This is a genomic window from Pseudomonas sp. NPDC090201 (assembly GCF_044746825.1).
Taxonomy (GTDB): Bacteria; Pseudomonadota; Gammaproteobacteria; order Pseudomonadales; family Pseudomonadaceae; genus Aquipseudomonas; species Aquipseudomonas putida_AD.
Genome location: NZ_JBIVCX010000013.1, coordinates 97858 through 117727, shown reverse-complemented (window position 1 = coordinate 117727; position 19870 = coordinate 97858). Strand labels below are relative to the sequence as shown.

Genomic DNA, 19870 nt, shown 5'->3' with positions numbered 1-19870 from the left:
TCGCGGGCAAGCGCGCTCCTACACCTGTTGATGGTTTTCAGACCAAACACCCGCAATCAACTGCTGTCCCAATCCCGAGCAGGGCCTATAATGCGCGCCGGTTTTTTGGGGGTATTGGTCATGAGCACAGAAGATCCACGTTTCGCCGGCGTCGCCCGCCTGTACGGCATCGAAGGGCTCGAGCGCCTGCGCGCGGCCCATGTCGCGGTGGTGGGCATCGGTGGCGTGGGTTCCTGGGCGGCGGAAGCCATGGCCCGTTGCGGCGTGGGCGAGATTTCGCTGTTCGATCTGGACGACGTCTGCGTCAGCAACAGCAATCGCCAGTTGCACGCCCTGACCAGCACCGTCGGCAAACCCAAGGTCGAAGTGATGGCCGAGCGCCTGCGTGAGATCAATCCGGACTGCGTGGTGCACGCCGTGGCGGATTTCGTCACCCGCGACACCATGGCCGAGTACATCACCCCCGAGATCGACTGCGTGCTCGACTGCATCGACAGCGTCAACGCCAAGGCCGCGCTGATCGCCTGGTGCAAGCGCCGCAAGATCCAGATCATCACCACCGGCGGTGCGGGCGGGCAGATTGATCCGACGCTGATTCAGGTGTGCGACCTGAACCGCACCTTCAACGACCCGCTGGCGTCGAAAGTGCGCTCGACCCTGCGCCGCGATTACGGTTTTTCCCGCACCGTCACCCGCCACTACAGCGTGCCCTGTGTGTTTTCCACCGAGCAACTGCGCTATCCCAAGCCGGACGGCAGCATCTGTCTGCAGAAAAGCTTTGTCGGTGATGGCGTGAAGCTCGACTGCGCGGGCGGGTTCGGCGCAGTGATGATGGTCACGGCCACCTTCGGCATGGTGGCGGCGACCAAGGCGGTGGAGAAGATCGTGGCCGGCGCGCGGCGCCCGTCGGAGCGGGTCAAGGCCAAGACTGACTGACACAACCCGTTCCCGACACACTACGATTCCTGTGGGAGCGAGCTTGCTCGCGAAAGCGTCCTCCCTGACACCACCCTGTTGGAGCAACCACCGAATTCGCGGGCAAGCCCGCTCCCACAGTGATTTAGCAATAGTTACCGGCGAGTCAACCTGCCATTTGCCGCATCTTCTGCAGCACTGCGTTCAAGCCATTGCTACGCGAAGGGGAGAGCTGGCGGCTCAGGCCCAGTTGCTGGAACCAGTCATTCAGATCCACCTGCTGTAGCTCAGGCGCCGACAGCCCGTTGACCCGCGCCAGCAGCAACGCTACCAGACCACGAATCAGCCGTGCATCGCTCGCCGCACGAAACTGCCAGTGATCATCGATCACGCTACCCAACAGCCAGACCTTGCTTTCGCAGCCATCCACCAGGTTCGCGTCGGTCGTTTCGTCGTCGGCCAGCACCGGCAAGCGTTCACCCCATTGCATCAACAGCCGCGCCCGTTGCTCCCAGCCCAGGGAAGCATTGAAGGTGTCCAGTGCGTCCTGCGCGTCCTTCGGCAAATTCATCGCAACAGCTCCAGTGCCTGATCCAGCGCGTTGAAGAATCGCTCCAGATCCTCGGAATCGTTGTACAGCCCCAGAGATACCCGGATCGCACCGGTCAACCCGAGGCTGCCGATCAGCGGAATTGCACAGTGATGGCCCGCGCGCACGGCAATGCCTTGCTCGGTCAACAGATGCGCCAGGTCGGCGTTGTGCACGCCCTCGACGACAAAGCTGGCCAGCGCCGTCTGCGGATTGCCCACCAGCCGCACCCCCTTGTGCAGCAACAAGCCTGCGCACAGCAACTCGTGCAGTCGCGCCTCGTGCTCGGCGGCGGCAACCGGGTTCACGTCGATGAGGTAGTCCAGCGTCGCGCCCAGGCCGATCACCCCGGACACCGGTGGTGTACCGGCCTCGAAACCCAGCGGCGCAGGGCGGAAGGTGGCGTCGTGGTAGCTGGCCTGCAGTACCATCTCGCCGCCGAACTGCCAGTGCTTCAGTTGTGCCAGCGCCTGATGCCGGCCGAACAGCACGCCGACGCCGTCCGGGCCGTACAGCTTGTGGCTGGAGAACACGTAAAAGTCACAGCCCAGCGCCTGCACGTCGTGGCGACCGTGGACCACGCCTTGGGCGCCGTCGATCACCGTCAGCGCGCCCTGAGCCTTGGCCAGTTCGACCAGACGCGCAACCGGCTGCCAGGTCCCGAGCACATTGGACAGCTGGCTCACCGACAGTAACCGGGTGCGCGAGGTGATAAGGCTGGCGGCGGCATCGATGTCGATCACACCATCGACGGTCAGCGGCAGCACGACCAGCTTCAGACCGCGACGGGTTGCCAGTTGCTGCCAGGGCAACAGGTTGGCGTGGTGCTCCAGGGCGCTGATGACTATCTCGTCGCCCGGCGCAAACAGATGCTCCAGGCCGTACGCCAGCAGATTGAACGCCGACGTCGCGCCATGGGTGAAGACGATCTGGCCCGAGGTGCCGGTGTTGAGCCATCCGGCGACCTTGTGGCGGGTGTCTTCGAATGCCTGGGTCGCCATCGCCCCAGGCAAATGCTGGGCGCGGTGCACGTTGGCTGCGCCGTTGGCGTAGTAGTGCGCCAGGGCGTCGATCAGGGCTTGGGGTTTTTGTGCGGTGGCGGCGCTGTCCAGATAGGTCTGGCCTTGCCGTTCGAGGGCATCGAGTGCAGGGAAATCAGCGCGCCAGGGCGAAATGAGGGACATGACATTCAGGCTCTGTAATGAGACAGGAGCCCCAAAGGGCTCCGGTCCTTGCAGCGCAGCGATCAGTTGTGAGCGTGCAGCGCTTCGTTCAGCTCGATGGCCGACTTGTGGGATTTGCATTCCACAGCGCCGGTTTGCGAGTTGCGACGGAACAGCAGGTCAGGCTGGCCGGCCAGGTCGCGGGCCTTGAGGACCTTGACCAGTTCGTTCTTCTCATCGAGCAGGGCGACCTTGGTGCCTGCGGTGATGTAGAGGCCGGCTTCGACTGTGTTGCGGTCACCCAGCGGAATACCGATACCGGCGTTCGCGCCGATCAGGCAGCCTTCGCCGACCTTGATCACGATGTTGCCGCCACCCGACAGTGTGCCCATGGTCGAGCAGCCGCCGCCCAGGTCAGAACCCTTGCCGACGAACACGCCAGCCGAGACACGACCTTCGATCATGCCCGGGCCTTCGGTGCCGCCGTTGAAGTTGACGAAACCTTCGTGCATCACGGTGGTGCCTTCGCCGATGTAGGCGCCCAGGCGCACGCGCGCAGCGTCGGCGATACGCACGCCAGCCGGCACCACGTAGTCGGTCATTTTCGGGAATTTATCGACGGAGAACACTTCCAGCAGCTCGCCTTTGAGGCGCGCTTCAAGCTGACGCTCGGCCAGTTCGGTCAGGTCGATGGCGCCGTGGCTGGTCCAGGCGACGTTCGGCAGCAGCGGGAACACGCCCGCCAGGCTCAGGCCGTGGGGCTTGACCAGGCGATGGGACAGCAGGTGCAGCTTGAGGTAGGCCTCAGGCGTGGAAGTCAGGGCGGCGTCTTCGGCCAGCACGGTGGCGACCAGCGGCTTGTGGCTTTCGGCCAGGCGGGTCAGCAGCGCGGCCTGGGTGGCATCGACCGATTTCAGCGCATCAGCCAGTTTCGAGGCCAGGTCGGTATTGAACGCGATGGCCTGGTTGCCACCGGTGTAGCCCAGGATCGGTGCGACTGCGGCGACGATTTCAGCCGACGGATTGAGCAGTGGCTGGGCGTAGAAGACTTCCAGCCAGGCGCCTTGACGGTTTTGTGTGCCAACGCCGAAGGCCAGGCTGAACAGGGAAGTGGACATGCGAATACCTCTTTAACTTTTGATAGCTATCTCAATCAGGCGATAGCTGCTGCGTACAGTTCGGGTTTGAAGCCAATCAGGGTCTTGTCGCCGAGATCGAGCACGGGGCGCTTGATCATCGACGGCTGGGCGAGCATCAGTTCGATTGCCTTGTCCTGGTCGATATCGGCTTTCTGCGAATCGTCCAGTTTGCGAAAGGTCGTACCTGCGCGATTCAACACTGTCTGCCAGCCGTGCTCGTTGCACCACTGGGTCAGGTGTTCGCGGTCGATGCCCTGGGTTTTGTAATCGTGGAAATCGTAGCTCACCGGTTTTTCATCGAGCCAGGTGCGCGCCTTCTTCATCGTGTCGCACGCCTTGATGCCGAAAAGGTGCAACTTTTTGGATTCTGCCATGAGCTTGCCCCCTTTGAGACGGTTGAAAAACGGTGACGGATTATGCCACGTACGAGCCCCTTGGGTGCGCCCTGGCGTAGCTTTGTCTTTAACGGGGAATGTATTTGTGCGGGTTAGGCTCTGTACGAAATGTTTTGAGACGAAGGTAAGGCAAGGCGAAAACAGCCGAGGAAGCGGAGTTTACTGTTTGTAAATGAGCATTCCGAGGCTGTGTTCAACGCAGCATTACCGAGTATCAAGACTTTTCGTACAGAGCCTAAGACCTATGTATGAAGTCGAATCCATAGCCTAAACCGTTAATATCGCACTTAGACGCTGCGCCCACGGCTGCCGGGGCGCAGCGACACGTCGCTCGTTTGGGGATACACGCAATGCAGACTGCCTATACCGTCCTGATCCTGTTGACGCTGGTAGGTGTCTCGCGTTTGCTGGCCCGGGTCATCCCGCTGCCGGTGCCGCTGTTGCAGATTGCGGCGGGCGCATTGCTGGCCTGGCCGACCTTGGGCCTGCATGTGGCGCTGGACCCTGAATTGTTTCTCTTCCTGTTTCTGCCGCCGCTGTTGTTCTCCGATGGCTGGCGGATGCCCAAGCGGGATTTCTGGCGCTTTCGCGGGCCAATCCTGACCATGGCCGTGGGCCTGGTGATTTTCACGGTGGTGGGCGCCGGTTATTTCATTCACTGGTTGCTGCCTTCCGTACCGCTTGCGGTGGCATTCGCACTGGCTGCGGTGCTTTCTCCTACCGACGCCGTTGCCGTTTCTGCCATCGCCCAAGACCGTTTGCCTGCACCGATCATGCGTCTGTTGCAGGGTGAGGCCCTGATGAACGACGCCACGGGCCTGGTGACCTTCAAGTTCGCCCTGGCCGCGGCCATCACCGGGGTGTTTTCCCTGACCGATGCCAGCCTGACCTTTGTGCTGGTGGCCTGTGGCGGGCTGGCGGTAGGTGTCGGGCTGAGCTGGCTGGTGGGGCGCTTTCGCAGCTGGATGATCGCCCGGGGCTGGGATGATCCGGCGACCCACGTGGTGTTCATGTTGCTGCTGCCGTTTGCCGCCTATGTCCTGGCCGAGCGGCTTGAGGTGTCGGGCATCTTGTCGGCGGTGGCGGCGGGGATGATGCAAAGCTGGGTTGACCTGTTGCCGCGCCAGACCAGCACCCGGCTGCTCAATCGAAGCGTGTGGACGCTGCTGGAATTCGCGTTCAACGGGCTGATCTTTTTGCTGCTCGGCCTGCAGTTGCCGGAGATCGTCAGCGCCGTCACTCACCACGAGGTCACGGTCTGGCCGACGCTGCTCTGGCGTTGCCTGGATGTGCTGGCGATCTTCGTCGTGCTGGCGCTGCTGCGCTACGTGTGGGTGCGAAGCGTGTGGCGCCTGATGGTGCTGGTTCGCCGCTGGCGTGGGCGCGGGGACGGTTCGCTGGAGTTGTCTATGCGCTCCTCGTTGCTGCTGACAGTGGGCGGAGTGCGAGGTGCGGTGACGCTGGCGGGTACCTTGTCGGTGCCGATGCTGATCGCCGCCGGTGTCGATTTCCCCGAACGGGACCTGCTGATCTTCATCGCTGCCGGCGTGATTCTGCTGTCCCTGATCGTGGCCTGTGTCTGCCTGCCACTGCTGTTGCGCGGGCTGGTCAGCGAGCCGGACTTGCGCCTCAAACGCGAGGTGCGCGATGCCTGGAAGCGCACCACCCCGGCGGCGATCAAGGCGCTGGAGAGCGAAGAATTGCCCGACGCGACCCACTCCACCGACGCTGCAATGGCGGTGATGGCCACCGAAGTGAAGTCGCGGATCATGTCCGAGTATCGCCACCGCCTGGAAATATTCGACGACACGGCCGAAGCCCAGGCGCTGGCGTTCCAGATGGATCAACTGGAGAAACGCATGCGCCTGAACGCCCTGCGCGCCCAGCGCCTTGAACTCTACAGCCTGCATCGCCACCGGCAGATCGGCGACGATGTGCTTCGCGTGATACTGGCCGAACTGGACCTCAACGAGGCCAACCTCGGCGTGTTCAAGCAGGAGCGTGGTTAGGCCAGAGGGCCGCGATCATTCTGGCGGTCGCCGTAGATGAAGTTCATGAACTCCTTGTCCTTGGTGCTCAGCCCCTTGCCGGTATTGGCGATCTGGAAGTCTCCGCGCGTGTGCTTCTGAAGCACGTTGTAGTGCATGACTGACTCAGGGTCGTAGCCGGAATAGGAAAAGTCTGCGGCTTCATATTTGTTCAGGACGTTCTGGCGAATGAATGCTTCGTTCACGCCCTTGGTGGTGAAGTCCTGGATGACTTTTTCTTCGTCCCAGGGAATGTTCGCGTCGGGGTGCTGGTGTTCGTGTTCGGCGCCCAGCGCATGGCCGAATTCGTGCAGCACGGTGCGTTCGAAGTCTGCGCTCAGGTAGTTGCGAATATCGAATGCGTCCATCGACTTGCCCTGCATACCCATGAGCTTGCTGGTGTCGATCAGGCGGGTCAGGTCGAAGTGCATGGTCGGCACGTCCTGCCTGTGAAAGCCCAGCAAAGCGTCGGTGCCGACGGCGCTCAGGTGCAGGTCACTGTCGAGGATGATGCGGATCTCGGCATCGCCCGAGTCAACCAGCTTGAACTTGAGGTTGACGTGGGGCAGCCATTTGCACGCCGTTTCGAAAAATACCTGCTGCAGAACGGGAGGGATGGTGCCGAGAAAGCGGATTCGCAACGTGCGCCCGCGCGCCCAGTACTTGGTGAATGACGTCACGATGCGTGAGTCACGATCCGTGGTCTGTTCGCCGTCGGTCAGGTAACTGGGGGTAATGGCTGCGTTGAAGGGGTTTTCCCGAAGCGCCGCTTCAGAAGCAGCCTGCAGGTCCGGGTGGTGATGGGTGTGGCAGTGGTAAAGCGGTGTATTCACCGTGGCTATCCTTTCCAGTGATGGCGTCATCGAGAATCGACGAGGCCTGAACATCACGGAAGGTTAAGCGGCTACGGCGGGGGCCGGGTCATACATATATATAGCGCACAGGCACCGCGGCCGGCGCGCCTGAAAACCCTTCAGTCAGGGCCTCAGGCGCACCCGACGATCAGCGGGACTTCACGAACTCGCGAATCCGCTGCGCCGCTTCGACGCACTCGGCCAGTGGCGCGACCAGTGCCATGCGCACGCGGCCAGCACCGGGGTTGAAGCCTTCGACGTCCCGCGACAGGTACGAGCCCGGCACCACGGTGACGTGCTCGGCTTCGAACAGGTCGCGGCAGAAGGCTGCGTCATCGCTGCCCACGTTCGGCCACAGGTAGAAGCTGCCGTCGGGGCGTTGCACGTCCATTACCGGCGAGAGGATTTCCAGCACGGCGTCGAATTTCTCACGGTACAGGTCGCGGTTGGCCAGCACGTGGGCTTCGTCGTTCCATGCGGCGATGCTTGCCAGTTGTGTCTGAACCGGCATCGCGCAGCCGTGGTAGGTGCGGTACAGCAGGAAAGCCTTGAGGATGTCGGCATCTCCCGCGACGAAGCCCGAGCGCAGGCCCGGCAGGTTGGAGCGCTTGGACAGGCTGTGGAACACCACGCAGCGCTTGAAATCCTGGCGGCCCAGTTCTGCGCAGGCGGTCAGCAGGCCTGGCGGCGGGGTGGCTTCGTCGAAGTACAGCTCGCTGTAGCATTCGTCGGCGGCGATCACGAAGTCGTGTTCATCGGCCAGGGCGATGAGCTTTTTCAGGGTCTCGACCGGGATCAGGGCGCCTGTCGGGTTGCCAGGCGAGCACAGGAACAGGATCTGGCAGCGCTTCCAGACATCGACCGAAACCGCATCGAAGTCCGGGTTGAACCCGTGCTCGGGCAGGCACGGCAGGTAGTGCGGCCTGGCGCCGGCCAGGAACGCCGCGCCTTCGTAGATCTGGTAGAACGGGTTGGGGCTGACCACCAGGCCGTCATCGCTGCGATTGACCACGGTCTGGGTGAAGGCGAACAGCGCTTCGCGGGTGCCGTTGACCGGCAGCACGTGTTTTGCCGGATCCAGCCAGCCCGCTGGCACGCTGAAACGACGCTCGCACCATTTGGCGATGGCTTCGCGCAAGGCAGGGATGCCGGCGGTGGTCGGGTACACAGCCATCTGGTCGAGGCTGTCGGCCAGGGCCTTGGCGACGAATTCCGGCGACTTGTGCTTGGGCTCGCCGATGGACAGCGCGATCGGGCGCTTGTCCGGGTTGGGCGTAACGCTGCCGAGCAGGGCGCGAAGCTTTTCGAACGGGTAAGGCTGAAGCTGTTGCAGAGCGTTGTTCATGGGCAATCGTTCTCAAGGAGCTGGGCACCTGACGTTCCGGTCAGGCGCCATTGAATCGAATCTACGGGGCTTTCAAATACTGATGCGCAGTTCCGTCCCGGGCTCTGCATTGACGCTGAGCTGCTCGACGATGGCGTCTTGCAGGCGGCGGCACAGTTGCGGGTCGGACAACGGCTGGTTGTTCTCATCGGTGAGGAAGAACACGTCTTCCACGCGCTCGCCAAGGGTGGCGATCTTGGCGTTCTGCAGCGACAGGTCGAACTCCAGGAAGATCTTGCCCACCCGCGCCAACAGGCCTGGGCGATCCGGGGCGCTCAGTTCGAGCACGGTGACCGGGCGCTGGGCGTCGTTGGAAATGGTCACCACCGGTGCGAAGGCGAAGTGCTTCAATTGACGGGGCACGCGACGCTTGATGATGGTCGGGTAGTCGTCAGGGTTGCGCAGCGCTTCGGTCAGGCCCTGGCGGATGGCCTTGATGCGTTCCGGGTTGTCGCCGATCGAGCCGCCGTCGTTGTCGAGCACGATGTAGGTGTCGAGGGTGAACTGGCTGGTGGACGTGATGACCCGGGCGTCATGAATGTTCAGGTTCAACTGGTCCATGGCGGCCACGGTCACGGCGAAGAAATCGTGCTGGTCCGGCGCGTAGATGAAGATCTGCGTGCCGCCCTCGAATTCGCGCTGGGTGGTTTCCTTGATCAGCACCAGCGGCCCGCCATCTGCAGGTTGCTGCAGGATCGCATCGCTGTGCCAGGCGACGTCGCCGGCCGTGTGGCGCAGGAAGTAATCATCCCCCAGTTGCGACCACAGCTGCTCGACGTCGTCGGGGTCGGTGCCACTGCGCACCAGGATATCCAGTGCGGCGCTCTGGGTGCGCCGGATCTGCTCTTCGCGGTCCACCGGGTTCTCCAGGCCGCGCTTGAGGGCGCGCTTGGTCTCGGTGTACAGCTGGCGCAACAGGCTGGCGCGCCAGGAGTTCCACAGCGTCGGGTTGGTGGCGTTGATGTCGGCGATGGTCAGCACGTAGAGGTAATCCAGGTGCACCTCGTCGCCGACGAATTGCGCGAAATCGTGGATCACCTGCGGATCGGACAGATCCTTGCGCTGGGCAGTGGTGGACATCACCAGGTGGTTCTGCACCAGCCAGACGATCAGTCGGGTGTCCCAGTCGGGCAGATGATGGCGGATGCCGAAGGCTTCGGCGTCCACCGCGCCGAGTTCCGAGTGGTCGCCGCCACGGCCCTTGCCGATGTCATGGTACAGGCCGGCCAGGTAGATCAGCTCGGGCTTGGGCAGCTTGGCCATGAGCTTGCTGGCCAGCGGGAATTTCTCCGACACCTGGGTGTACTGCAGTTTGCGCAGGTGCTTGATGAGGTTCAGCGTGTGGGCATCGACGGTGTAGATGTGGAACAGGTCGTGCTGCATCTGTCCCACGATGTGGCCGAACTCGGGCAGGTACAGGCCCAGGATGCCGTAGCGGTTCATCCGGCGCAGGTTGCGGTGGATGCCGATCTCGCACTTGAACAGCTCGATGAACAGGCTGGTGTTGCGAATGTCGTTACGGAAATCGTCGTTGATCAGGTGCCGGTGTTCGCGCAGCAAACGGATGGTATCGGCACGCACGCCCTTGATTTCCGGGCGTTGGGCCATCAGCACGAAAATCTCCAGCATCGCGAAGGGCGTACGCTTGAAGACGTTCGGGTTGCTGGCTTCGATGTAGCCGTCATGCAGCTGGAAGCGCGAGTTGATGGCCTCGGTCGCGGTGTTCTGGTCGTCCGAGAGGATGACTTCCTCGAAGTGCTGGATGATCAGATCGCTCAACTGGGCGATGCTCATGACCACCCGGTAGTACTTCTGCATGAAGCGTTCGATGGCCAGCTTCGCGTCGCTGTCCTGGTAGCCCAGCAGGCGCGCGATGTTGGTCTGGTAGTCGAACAGCAGACGGTCTTCGGAGCGCCCGGCCAGCATGTGCAGCGCATAGCGGACCTTCCACAGGAACTCCTGGGAAGAGGCGAGCAGGGCGTTTTCGCTTTCCAGCAGAAAGCCCTCGTCGGCCAGTGCGTGCAGGTTCAGCGTGCCGTACTGTCGCCGCGCGACCCAGAGGATGGTCTGGATGTCCCGCAGCCCGCCGGGCGAGCCCTTGACGTTGGGTTCCAGGTTGTACTCGGTGTCGAAGTACTTGTGGTGTCGGGCTTTCTGTTCGGCACGCTTGGCCAGGAAGAATTCCTTGCTCGGCCACATGTGCTGCGTGCTGGTGACGTCCAGCATGCGTTGGCGCAAGTGCTCCGGGCCGGCAATGGTGCGGCTTTCCATGAGGTTGGTGACCACCGTGAGGTCCGCCTGGGCCTCGATGGCGCACTCCTCGACCGAGCGAACGCTCTGACCGACCTCCAGGCCGATGTCCCACAGCAGGGTCAGAAAGCGCTCGATGGAATCGCGAAACAGCTCGTGATCGGCACTGTCCAGCAGGATCAGCAGGTCGATGTCCGAATAGGGGTGCAACTCGCCACGGCCGTAGCCGCCGACCGCCAGCAAGGCGATATCGGCGTCATCGCTCCAGTCGAACTGCTCCCAGGCCTGTTGCAGGATGTTATCGACGAACCAGGCGCGGTCCTCGATCAGGCGCCGTATCTCGCGGCCGGACTTGAAACGCTCGTCCAGCACCTCGCGGGCCTGACGGATGGCTTTCTTGAAGGCAGCGATGGGGCTGGCCTTCAACGCCAGTTCGGCCTTGAACTGGCCGCGATCGAACAAATCTGGGTCCACCTGCGGCATCGAACTGCTTTCCTTCTATCTATGCATGCTGTCTGGACGTGAGTATCAGGCGGAGGTGCGGGCGATGGTGTCGTCGCTGCGCAGGGTGAAGATCTCGTAGCCTGTGGCGGTGACCAGAATGGTGTGTTCCCACTGTGCCGACAGCTTGCGGTCCTTGGTGATGGCTGTCCAGCCGTCGCCCAGCAGACGGGTGTCGGCCTTGCCCTGGTTGATCATCGGCTCGATGGTGAAGGTCATGCCTTCCTTGAGTTCCATGCCTTCGCCGGCCTTGCCGTAGTGCAGCACTTGCGGTTCTTCGTGGAACACCTTGCCGATGCCGTGGCCGCAGTATTCACGCACCACCGAGAAGCCGTTCTTTTCGGCGTGTTTCTGGATCACTTCACCGATGTCGCCCAGGTGAGCGCCGGGCTTGACCAGCTCGATGCCCTTGTACATGCATTCCTGGGTGATTTTCGACAGGCGCTCGGCCCACTCTGGCACCTTGCCGACATGGAACATCTTGCTGGTGTCGCCGTGGTAGCCGTCCTTGATGACGGTCACGTCGATGTTCAGCACGTCGCCTTCCTTGAGCGGCTTCTCGTTCGGGATGCCGTGGCAGACCACGTGGTTGATCGAGGTGCAGATGGACTTGGGAAAACCCTTGTAGTTGAGCGGCGCCGGAATGGCCTTCTGCTCATTGACGATGTAGTCGTGGCAGATGCGGTCCAGTTCGTCGGTGGTCACGCCAGGCTTGACGTAGGCCCCGATCATTTCCAGGACTTCGGCGGCCAGACGGCCGGCAATGCGCATCTTTTCGATGTCTTCAGGGGTTTTGAGGGTAACGGACATACAAGGCTCTCTCGGCGCGGCCAGGCCGCAGCTAAACACGGAAAACCGCGATTCTACCAGACCGTCGCCAAGCGGGTTATCATCGCTTCCTTATATAGAGGCGACGAGGGTGTGCGGCATGGCATCCCCGGCCCGGCAAAAGCCTCGGCAAAACAGGATCTTATTTCAGGTTCCGTTATCCAGACTTTTGTGATATAAAATGCGCCGCTTTACGGGGTATGCCCCGAAAGCACAAACCCACACACGTGTCGACACGATGACCTGGGTGCCCTCGGCTCGAGCCGCTGGTTGGTCATTGGGATACGTGGAGGCCTAACCCGACTTATCAAGGAACTATCATGTCCCAAGTCAATATGCGCGATATGCTGAAGGCCGGTGTGCACTTCGGCCACCAGACCCGTTACTGGAACCCGAAAATGGGCAAGTTCATTTTCGGCGCGCGCAACAAGATTCACATCATCAACCTTGAAAAAACCCTGCCAATGTTCAACGACGCTCTGACGTTCGTAGAGCGCCTGGCCCAGGGCAAGAACAAGATCCTGTTCGTCGGCACCAAGCGTTCCGCTGGCAAGATCGTTGCTGAAGAAGCAGCACGTTGCGGTTCGCCGTACGTCGACCACCGCTGGTTGGGCGGCATGCTGACCAACTTCAAAACCATCCGTGCCTCCATCAAGCGTCTGCGCGAGCTGGAAGTTCAGGCTGAAGACGGTACTTTCGCCAAGCTGACCAAGAAAGAGGCGCTGATGCGCACTCGCGATCTGGAAAAGCTGGATCGTAGCCTGGGTGGTATCAAGGACATGGGCGGTCTGCCAGACGCACTGTTCGTCATCGACGTTGACCACGAGCGCATCGCGATCACCGAAGCCAACAAGCTGGGCATTCCGGTCATCGGCGTAGTCGATACCAACAGCAGCCCTGAAGGTGTTGACTACATCATCCCAGGTAACGATGACGCCATCCGCGCCATCCAGCTGTACATGGGTTCGATGGCTGACGCCGTTATCCGTGGTCGCAACAACGTTGCTGGCGGCACCGAAGTTTACGCTGAAGAAGCGGCTGTACCTGCTGCCGAGTAAGTGACGCTTTAGCGCCGCTTGGCACGCAAAAAGGGGGCTTGGCCCCCTTTTTGCCACCTCGAAAACCATCTGGCGTTGCCATCGATCTGATGTCATGTGCAGCGGTCATCATGGATTTTCAAGCGAATTTGAACGCCCGCCCGGCGGGTGGAATGGTTTAAGACCTATCCAAGAGGATTTTGAAATGGCAGAGATTACTGCAGCGTTGGTCAAAGAACTGCGCGAGCGTACTGGCGAAGGCATGATGGACTGCAAGAAGGCCCTGACCAAGGCCGGCGGCGACATCGAGAAAGCCATCGACGATATGCGTGCTTCGGGCGCCATCAAGGCCGCCAAGAAAGCAGGCAACGTTGCTGCTGAAGGCGCAATCGCCATCAAGGCAGACGGCAAAGTCGCTGTCCTGCTCGAAGTCAACTCCCAGACCGACTTCCTGGCTCTGCAGGACGACTTCAAGAACTTCGTCGCTGCAAGCGTCGACAAGGCATTCGCCGAGAAACTGACCGACGCAGCTCCGCTGATCGCCGCTCAGGAAGAAGCACGTACTGCCCTGGTTGCCAAAGTAGGCGAGAACGTCAACATCCGTCGTCTGGTACGCGTTGAAGGCGACGTTGTCGGTTCCTACCTGCACGGCAACAAGATCGGCGTAGCCGTTGTCCTGAAAGGCGGTGACGTCGAGCTGGCCAAAGACATCGCGATGCACGTTGCTGCAAGCAACCCTGAGTTCCTGCTGCCGTCGGACGTTTCTGCCGAAGCGATCGAGCGCGAGAAGAACGTCTTCCTGCAGCTGAACGAAGACAAGATCAAAGGCAAGCCTGCCGAGATCGCTGACAAGATGGTTCAGGGCCGCATCACCAAGTTCCTGGCCGAAGCCAGCCTGGTCGAGCAAGCGTTCGTCAAGAACCCTGAAATCAAGGTCGGTGAACTGGCCAAGAAAGCCGGCGCTGAAATCGTTTCCTTCACCTACTTCAAAGTAGGCGACGGCATCGAGAAGCCAGTCGACAACTTCGCTGAAGAAGTCGCTGCTCAAGTAGCTGCCAGCAAGCAATAAGACGGTTCTCCGACTGTCGACCCAAGAGGCTGCCCGCTCACGCGCGCAGCCTCTTTGTCAAAACGGCAGCAGGATTTTGTTTTTCCGGTACATGGCTCACAAGGCCACAACCGGCGCAGTAGCCTAGAGTTAGCGCAGGCGCAAACGGCCGGCAACTCTGACATTTTTTTTATACGCCGCAGGAGAGATTCGCAATGGCTCAGCAGGGCAGTGGATATCAAGCTCGCTATAAACGCATTCTACTCAAGCTTAGCGGCGAGGCCCTGATGGGGTCCGAAGAGTTTGGCATCGATCCGAAAGTGCTGGATCGCATGGCGCTTGAAGTGGGTCAACTGGTAGGAATCGGTGTTCAGGTCGGCCTGGTCATCGGTGGTGGCAACCTGTTCCGTGGCGCGGCATTGAGCGCTGCCGGCATGGACCGCGTCACTGGCGACCACATGGGCATGCTGGCCACCGTGATGAACGGTCTGGCCATGCGCGACGCCCTTGAGCGTGCCAATATTTCCGCCATCGTGATGTCCGCCATTTCCATGGTGGGTGTGACCGATCACTACGATCGTCGCAAGGCGATGCGCCACCTGAATTCCAAGGAAGTGGTGATTTTCGCTGCCGGTACCGGCAACCCGTTCTTCACCACCGATTCGGCAGCCTGCCTGCGGGCCATCGAAATCGATGCCGACGTCGTGTTGAAGGCAACCAAGGTCGATGGTGTGTACACTGCCGATCCATTCAAGGACCCGCATGCCGAGAAGTTCGATCATCTGACTTACGATGAAGTACTGGATCGCAAGCTGGGCGTAATGGATCTGACGGCCATCTGCCTGTGCCGTGACCACAAGATGCCGCTGCGTGTCTTTAATATGAACAAACCCGGCGCCCTGCTGAACATCGTGCATGGCGGCGCGGAAGGAACCTTGATCGAGGAAGGCGTACAATGATCAACGAAATCAAGAAAGACGCTCAAGAGCGCATGAAGAAGTCCCTGGAGTCCCTGCATCACGCGTTCGGCCAGATCCGTACCGGCAAGGCTCACCCAAGCGTGCTGGGTTCGGTGATGGTTCCTTACTACGGCGTGGACACTCCGCTGACCGGCGTCGCCAACGTTACCGTGAAAGACTCCCGTACCCTGCAGGTCGTGCCGTTCGAGCGCAACATGCTGGGCGCCGTCGACAAGGCCATCGGCAGTGCAGGTCTTAACCTGAACCCGACCAACCTGGGCGAACTGCTGCTGATCTCCATGCCGCCGCTGACCGAAGAAACCCGCAAGGGCTTCACCAAGCAGGCCCGCAGCGCTGCCGAAGACGCTCGGGTTGCCGTGCGCAACATCCGTCGCGATGCCATGGGCGATCTGAAGAAACTGGTCAAGGACAAGGAAATCAGCGAAGACGAAGAGCGTCGTGCCAGCGCTGATATCGACAAACTGATCAAGGACTTCGAAGGCCAGATCACCAAGGCCACGGATGACAAAGAAGCGGACCTGATGGCCGTATAAGGTCGGGAAGCTTTCATGGAAAAGACAAAGCTGGCTGTGCCGTCGTCGGTACCGCGTCATGTCGCGATCATCATGGATGGGAACAATCGCTGGGCCAAGAAGCGCCTGTTGCCAGGCGTGGCGGGTCACAAGGCGGGAGTTGACGCCGTTCGGGCGGTCATCGAGGTGTGTGCCGAGGCCAAGGTCGAGGTGCTGACCCTGTTCGCGTTCTCCAGCGAGAACTGGCAGCGCCCGGCCGAAGAGGTCGGCGCGCTGATGGAGCTGTTCTTCACGGCCTTGCGTCGCGAGACCAAGCGCCTGAACGAGAACGGCATCAGCCTGCGCATCATCGGCGATCGCTCGCGTTTTCACCCTGAGCTGCAGGCCGCCATTCGCGAAGCCGAAGCCAGCACTGCCGGTAACAGCCGCTTTGTCTTGCAGATCGCCGCCAACTACGGCGGTCAGTGGGACATCGCCCAGGCTGCGCAGCGCCTGGCGCGTGAGGTTCAGGCCGGCCATCTGCGCCCCGAAGACATCACCCCGCAGTTGCTGCAGACCTGCCTGGCCACGGGCGACCTTCCGCTGCCCGACCTGTGCATCCGCACCGGTGGCGAGCATCGCATCAGCAACTTCCTGCTGTGGCAGCTGGCCTACGCCGAGCTGTACTTCTCCGACCTGTTCTGGCCGGACTTCAAACACGATGCCATGCGCCATGCGCTGGCCGATTTCGCTTCGCGCCAACGCCGCTTCGGGAAAACCAGCGAGCAGGTAGAAGCTGGAGCCCGCGCTTAATGCTCAAACAACGAATCATCACAGCGTTGATCCTCGCGCCGCTGGCCCTGTGCGGCTTTTTTCTGCTCGAGGGTGGCAGCTTTGCGCTGTTCATCGCTGCAGTGGTGGTGCTGGGTGCCTGGGAATGGGCGCGCCTTGCCGGTTTCGAGGCGCAGTCGGCCCGCGTGCTGTTCGCGGCAGTGGTCGGCGTGCTGCTGTTCCTGCTGTATCTGCTGCCCGGCCTTGCACCGTGGATCCTGGTCGCTGCGCTGTTGTGGTGGCTGGCGGCAACCTGGCTGGTGCTGACGTACCCCGAGTCCAGCGAACACTGGTCCAGCGTGATCTACAAACTGGCCATCGGCCTTTTGATCCTGCTGCCGGCCTGGCAAGGGCTGGTGCTGATCAAGCTCGAACCGATGGGCAACTGGCTGATTCTCGCCGTCATGATCCTGGTGTGGGGTGCCGACATTGGTGCCTACTTCTCCGGCAAGGCCTTCGGCAAGCGCAAGCTGGCGCCGAAAGTCAGCCCCGGCAAGAGCTGGGAAGGCCTCTACGGCGGCCTGGCAACCTGCCTGGTGATTACCGCCGTGGTGGGCGTTGTTCGCGGCTGGGGCGTTGGGGAAATCCTGTTCGCCCTGGTATGCGCCGCCATCGTGGTGCTGATTTCCGTGGTCGGCGATCTGACCGAGAGCATGTTCAAGCGCAAGTCGGGGATCAAGGACAGCAGTAACCTGTTGCCTGGCCACGGCGGCGTGCTGGATCGCATCGACAGCCTGACCGCGGCGATCCCGGTGTTCGCCCTGCTGCTCTGGGCCGCCAAAGACTGGGGCCTGATGTGAGCAAGCCGCAACTGATCACGGTCCTGGGGGCTACCGGCTCCGTCGGGCTGAGCACGCTGGACGTCATCGCCCGCCATCCTTCGCGCTATCAGGTGTTTGCCCTCACGGGCTTCACCCGTATCGCCGAGTTGCTGGCGCTGTGCGTTCGCCACACCCCGCAGTTCGCCGTTGTGCCGACTACGGCCGCTGCCCGGCAGTTGCAGGATGACTTGCGCGCCGCCGGCCTGGACACCCGGGTGCTGGTAGGGGAGGGCGGCCTGTGCGAGGTGTCTGCCCATCCTCAGGTGGATACTGTGCTGGCGGCCATCGTCGGCGCGGCAGGGTTGCGTCCTACGCTGGCCGCTGTCGAGGCAGGCAAAAAGGTCTTGCTGGCGAACAAGGAGGCCCTGGTCACCTCGGGCGCCCTGTTCATGCAGGCCGTGCGCCGCAGTGGCACCATCCTGTTGCCGCTGGACAGCGAGCACAACGCCATTTTCCAGTGCCTGCCGGGCAACTACTCCAACGGCCTGGATCAGGTGGGCGTTCGCCGCATTCTGCTGACTGCCTCGGGCGGACCGTTTCGCGAAACGCCTCTGGCCGACATCGAGCATGTCACGCCGGATCAGGCCTGTGCGCACCCGAACTGGTCCATGGGGCGCAAGATCTCCGTGGATTCGGCCAGCATGATGAACAAGGGCCTTGAGCTGATCGAGGCCTGCTGGCTGTTCGACACGGCCCCTGCGAATATCGAAGTGGTGATTCACCCGCAAAGCGTAATTCATTCGATGGTCGATTACGTGGATGGCTCGGTGCTGGCGCAGTTGGGCAACCCCGACATGCGCACGCCGATCGCCCACGCGCTGGCCTGGCCCGAGCGGATCGATTCGGGTGTGTCGCCGCTGGATCTGTTCAGCATTGCCCGGCTTGATTTCCAGGCTCCGGACGAATTGCGCTTCCCTTGCCTGCGTCTGGCGCGGCAAGCTGCGCAGACCGGCGACAGCGCCCCGGCAGTATTGAATGCCGCCAACGAGGTCGCCGTGGCGGCGTTTCTGGATCGGCGCATTCGCTTCCCTGAAATCGCGAGTATGATCGACGAAGTCCTGAACATAGAGCCTGTGGTTGCCCTGAACGAGCTGGAGACGGTCTTCGAGGTCGACGCCAGGGCGCGAACGCTGGCTGAGCAGTGGCTCAGCCGGAACGGGCGGTAAGCGACAAATGCCCACAGGCACAGGCCTGGCAAGGCGCACGAGCAGCTTGACGCTGTCCGTAGCCCTCGCCATGCCGGTACCCGGAGAACAGCGATGAGCGCGCTATACATGATTGTCGGCACCCTGATTGCGTTGGGTGTACTGGTGACGTTTCACGAGTTCGGCCACTTCTGGGTGGCGCGGCGCTGTGGCGTCAAGGTTTTGCGGTTCTCCGTAGGCTTCGGCATGCCGCTGTTGCGCTGGCACGACCGTCGCGGCACCGAGTTCGTGGTGGCCGCCATTCCCCTGGGCGGCTACGTCAAGATGCTCGACGAGCGCGAGGGCGAAGTACCTGCCGAGCTGGTGGACCAGTCCTTCAATCGCAAGTCCGTGTATCAGCGCATCGCGATCGTCATCGCCGGCCCGGTTGCCAACTTCCTGCTGGCCATCGTGTTTTTCTGGGTGCTGGCCATGCTGGGCAGCCAGCAGGTGCGCCCGGTCATTGGTGGCGTCGAGGCGGGCAGCATCGCCGAGAAGGCCGGTCTGGTTTCGGGCCAGGAAATTGTTTCCGTTGATGGCGAGGCCACCAGCGGCTGGGCGGCTGTGAACCTGCAACTGGTACGCCGCCTGGGCGAGAGCGGCAGCATTGCGCTGAAAGTCCGCGAGAAGGGCTCGGATGTCGATACCCCGCGCACCCTGGCGCTGGATAACTGGCTCAAGGGCGTGGATGAGCCCGATCCGATCCGCTCGCTGGGCATTCGTCCGTGGCGTCCGGCGCTGCCTCCGGTGCTGGCCGAGCTCGATCCCAAGGGCCCGGCCCAGGCCGCAGGCCTGAAGACCGGTGACCGCCTGCTGGCCCTCGACGGCCAGCCGCTGGGTGAGTGGCAAGAGGTCGTGGATCGGGTTCGTGTCCGTCCTGATACCCGAATTTCACTGAGTGTCGAGCGCGATGGTGCGACAATCGACGTGCCTGTCACCCTGGCCGCGCGCGGTGAAGGCAAGGCGGCAACCGGGTATCTGGGTGCCGGGGTCAAAGGTGTCGACTGGCCACCGGAAATGCTCCGCGAGGTCAGTTATGGCCCTGTAGCTGCCGTGGCAGAGGGCGCGCGCCGTACCTGGACGATGAGCGTACTGACCTTCGATTCACTGAAGAAAATGTTGTTCGGCGAGCTCTCGGTAAAAAACTTGAGCGGACCGATAACCATTGCTAAAGTGGCGGGCGCTTCGGCCCAGTCAGGTGTAGGTGACTTCTTGAATTTCCTTGCTTATCTGAGCATAAGCCTGGGGGTTCTCAATTTGCTGCCCATTCCAGTGTTGGACGGGGGGCACTTGCTTTTTTATCTGATCGAGTGGGCGCGTGGTCGTCCGCTGTCGGAAAAGGTTCAAGGCTGGGGGGTCCAGATCGGTATAAGCCTGGTGGTCGGAGTCATGTTGCTCGCACTGGTCAACGATCTGGGACGACTGTAAAAGCT

General features: G+C 61.7%; 18 protein-coding genes. 10 read left to right on the top strand and 8 right to left on the bottom strand.

Going from position 1 to position 19870, the window contains the following annotated elements; genetic code table 11:
- The first annotated feature begins 120 nt into the window (after positions 1–120).
- Positions 121–936, top strand: a complete 816-nt coding sequence (gene tcdA / locus ACIPOO_RS24025) for a tRNA cyclic N6-threonylcarbamoyladenosine(37) synthase TcdA (RefSeq protein ID WP_400610263.1) — start codon at positions 121–123, stop codon at positions 934–936.
- Positions 937–1081: 145 nt separating this feature from the next.
- On the opposite strand, the gene ACIPOO_RS24020 is transcribed toward tcdA, so the two are convergent.
- From ACIPOO_RS24020 to ACIPOO_RS24005, 4 genes are all read right to left on the bottom strand, one after another.
- Positions 1082–1486: a SufE family protein gene (locus ACIPOO_RS24020; RefSeq protein WP_274133900.1), complete on the bottom strand. Its 405-nt coding sequence runs from the start codon at positions 1484–1486 to the stop codon at positions 1082–1084.
- The gene (locus ACIPOO_RS24015) at positions 1483–2688 is read right to left on the bottom strand and encodes an aminotransferase class V-fold PLP-dependent enzyme (protein ID WP_400610261.1); all 1206 of its coding nucleotides are present in this window, start codon (positions 2686–2688) and stop codon (positions 1483–1485) included. Before ACIPOO_RS24015 ends, ACIPOO_RS24020 begins: the two co-directional genes overlap by 4 nt.
- Before the next feature lie 62 nt (positions 2689–2750).
- Positions 2751–3785, bottom strand: a complete 1035-nt coding sequence (dapD, locus tag ACIPOO_RS24010) for a 2,3,4,5-tetrahydropyridine-2,6-dicarboxylate N-succinyltransferase (protein WP_274133898.1) — start codon at positions 3783–3785, stop codon at positions 2751–2753.
- A gap of 35 nt (positions 3786–3820) precedes the next feature.
- Entirely contained in the window at positions 3821–4180 is a 360-nt protein-coding gene (locus tag ACIPOO_RS24005) for an ArsC family reductase (RefSeq protein ID WP_274133897.1), read from the bottom strand.
- A 371-nt stretch (positions 4181–4551) separates the two neighbouring features.
- On the opposite strand from ACIPOO_RS24005, the gene ACIPOO_RS24000 reads away from it, so the two are divergent.
- Positions 4552–6210 carry a Na+/H+ antiporter gene (locus ACIPOO_RS24000; protein ID WP_400610258.1) on the top strand — a complete coding sequence of 553 codons (1659 nt, stop codon included), beginning with the start codon at positions 4552–4554 and terminating at the stop codon, positions 6208–6210.
- Here the strand turns inward: ACIPOO_RS24000 and ACIPOO_RS23995 are convergent.
- The 4 genes from ACIPOO_RS23995 to map all read right to left on the bottom strand — a co-directional run bounded on the left by ACIPOO_RS23995 (position 6207) and on the right by map (position 12027).
- Positions 6207–7061: a M12 family metallopeptidase gene (locus tag ACIPOO_RS23995; protein ID WP_400610256.1), complete on the bottom strand. Its 855-nt coding sequence runs from the start codon at positions 7059–7061 to the stop codon at positions 6207–6209. The two genes, ACIPOO_RS24000 and ACIPOO_RS23995, sit on opposite strands and share 4 nt — an antisense overlap.
- Before the next feature lie 169 nt (positions 7062–7230).
- Positions 7231–8427: a succinyldiaminopimelate transaminase gene (gene dapC / locus ACIPOO_RS23990; RefSeq protein ID WP_400610254.1), complete on the bottom strand. Its 1197-nt coding sequence runs from the start codon at positions 8425–8427 to the stop codon at positions 7231–7233.
- Between the two features lie 72 nt (positions 8428–8499).
- Positions 8500–11199 carry a [protein-PII] uridylyltransferase gene (locus ACIPOO_RS23985; RefSeq protein WP_274133893.1) on the bottom strand — a complete coding sequence of 900 codons (2700 nt, stop codon included), beginning with the start codon at positions 11197–11199 and terminating at the stop codon, positions 8500–8502.
- Positions 11200–11244: 45 nt separating this feature from the next.
- Positions 11245–12027, bottom strand: coding sequence for a type I methionyl aminopeptidase (map, locus tag ACIPOO_RS23980; protein WP_274133892.1), 783 nt, complete (start codon positions 12025–12027; stop codon positions 11245–11247).
- 338 nt (positions 12028–12365) lie between these two features.
- Here map and rpsB point away from each other — a divergent pair, with 338 nt between their 5' ends.
- The 8 genes from rpsB to rseP all read left to right on the top strand — a co-directional run bounded on the left by rpsB (position 12366) and on the right by rseP (position 19865).
- Positions 12366–13103 carry a 30S ribosomal protein S2 gene (gene rpsB, locus ACIPOO_RS23975; protein WP_274133891.1) on the top strand — a complete coding sequence of 246 codons (738 nt, stop codon included), beginning with the start codon at positions 12366–12368 and terminating at the stop codon, positions 13101–13103.
- A 184-nt stretch (positions 13104–13287) separates the two neighbouring features.
- Entirely contained in the window at positions 13288–14151 is an 864-nt protein-coding gene (gene tsf, locus ACIPOO_RS23970) for a translation elongation factor Ts (protein WP_274133890.1), read from the top strand.
- Positions 14152–14345: 194 nt separating this feature from the next.
- Complete coding sequence (gene pyrH / locus ACIPOO_RS23965; protein WP_274133889.1) at positions 14346–15089, top strand: UMP kinase; 744 nt, start codon at positions 14346–14348, stop codon at positions 15087–15089.
- Entirely contained in the window at positions 15086–15643 is a 558-nt protein-coding gene (gene frr, locus ACIPOO_RS23960; RefSeq protein WP_274133888.1) for a ribosome recycling factor, read from the top strand. Before pyrH ends, frr begins: the two co-directional genes overlap by 4 nt.
- A gap of 15 nt (positions 15644–15658) precedes the next feature.
- Positions 15659–16414: a polyprenyl diphosphate synthase gene (gene uppS / locus ACIPOO_RS23955; protein ID WP_274133887.1), complete on the top strand. Its 756-nt coding sequence runs from the start codon at positions 15659–15661 to the stop codon at positions 16412–16414.
- The gene (locus tag ACIPOO_RS23950) at positions 16414–17232 is read left to right on the top strand and encodes a phosphatidate cytidylyltransferase (protein WP_274133886.1); all 819 of its coding nucleotides are present in this window, start codon (positions 16414–16416) and stop codon (positions 17230–17232) included. Before uppS ends, ACIPOO_RS23950 begins: the two co-directional genes overlap by 1 nt.
- On the top strand, positions 17229–18419 hold the full coding sequence (gene ispC / locus ACIPOO_RS23945) for a 1-deoxy-D-xylulose-5-phosphate reductoisomerase (RefSeq protein WP_274133885.1): 1191 nt from the start codon (positions 17229–17231) through the stop codon (positions 18417–18419). The genes ACIPOO_RS23950 and ispC overlap by 4 nt, the downstream gene beginning before the upstream one ends.
- A gap of 93 nt (positions 18420–18512) precedes the next feature.
- Complete coding sequence (gene rseP, locus ACIPOO_RS23940) at positions 18513–19865, top strand: sigma E protease regulator RseP (protein WP_274133884.1); 1353 nt, start codon at positions 18513–18515, stop codon at positions 19863–19865.
- The last annotated feature ends 5 nt before the right edge of the window (positions 19866–19870 follow it).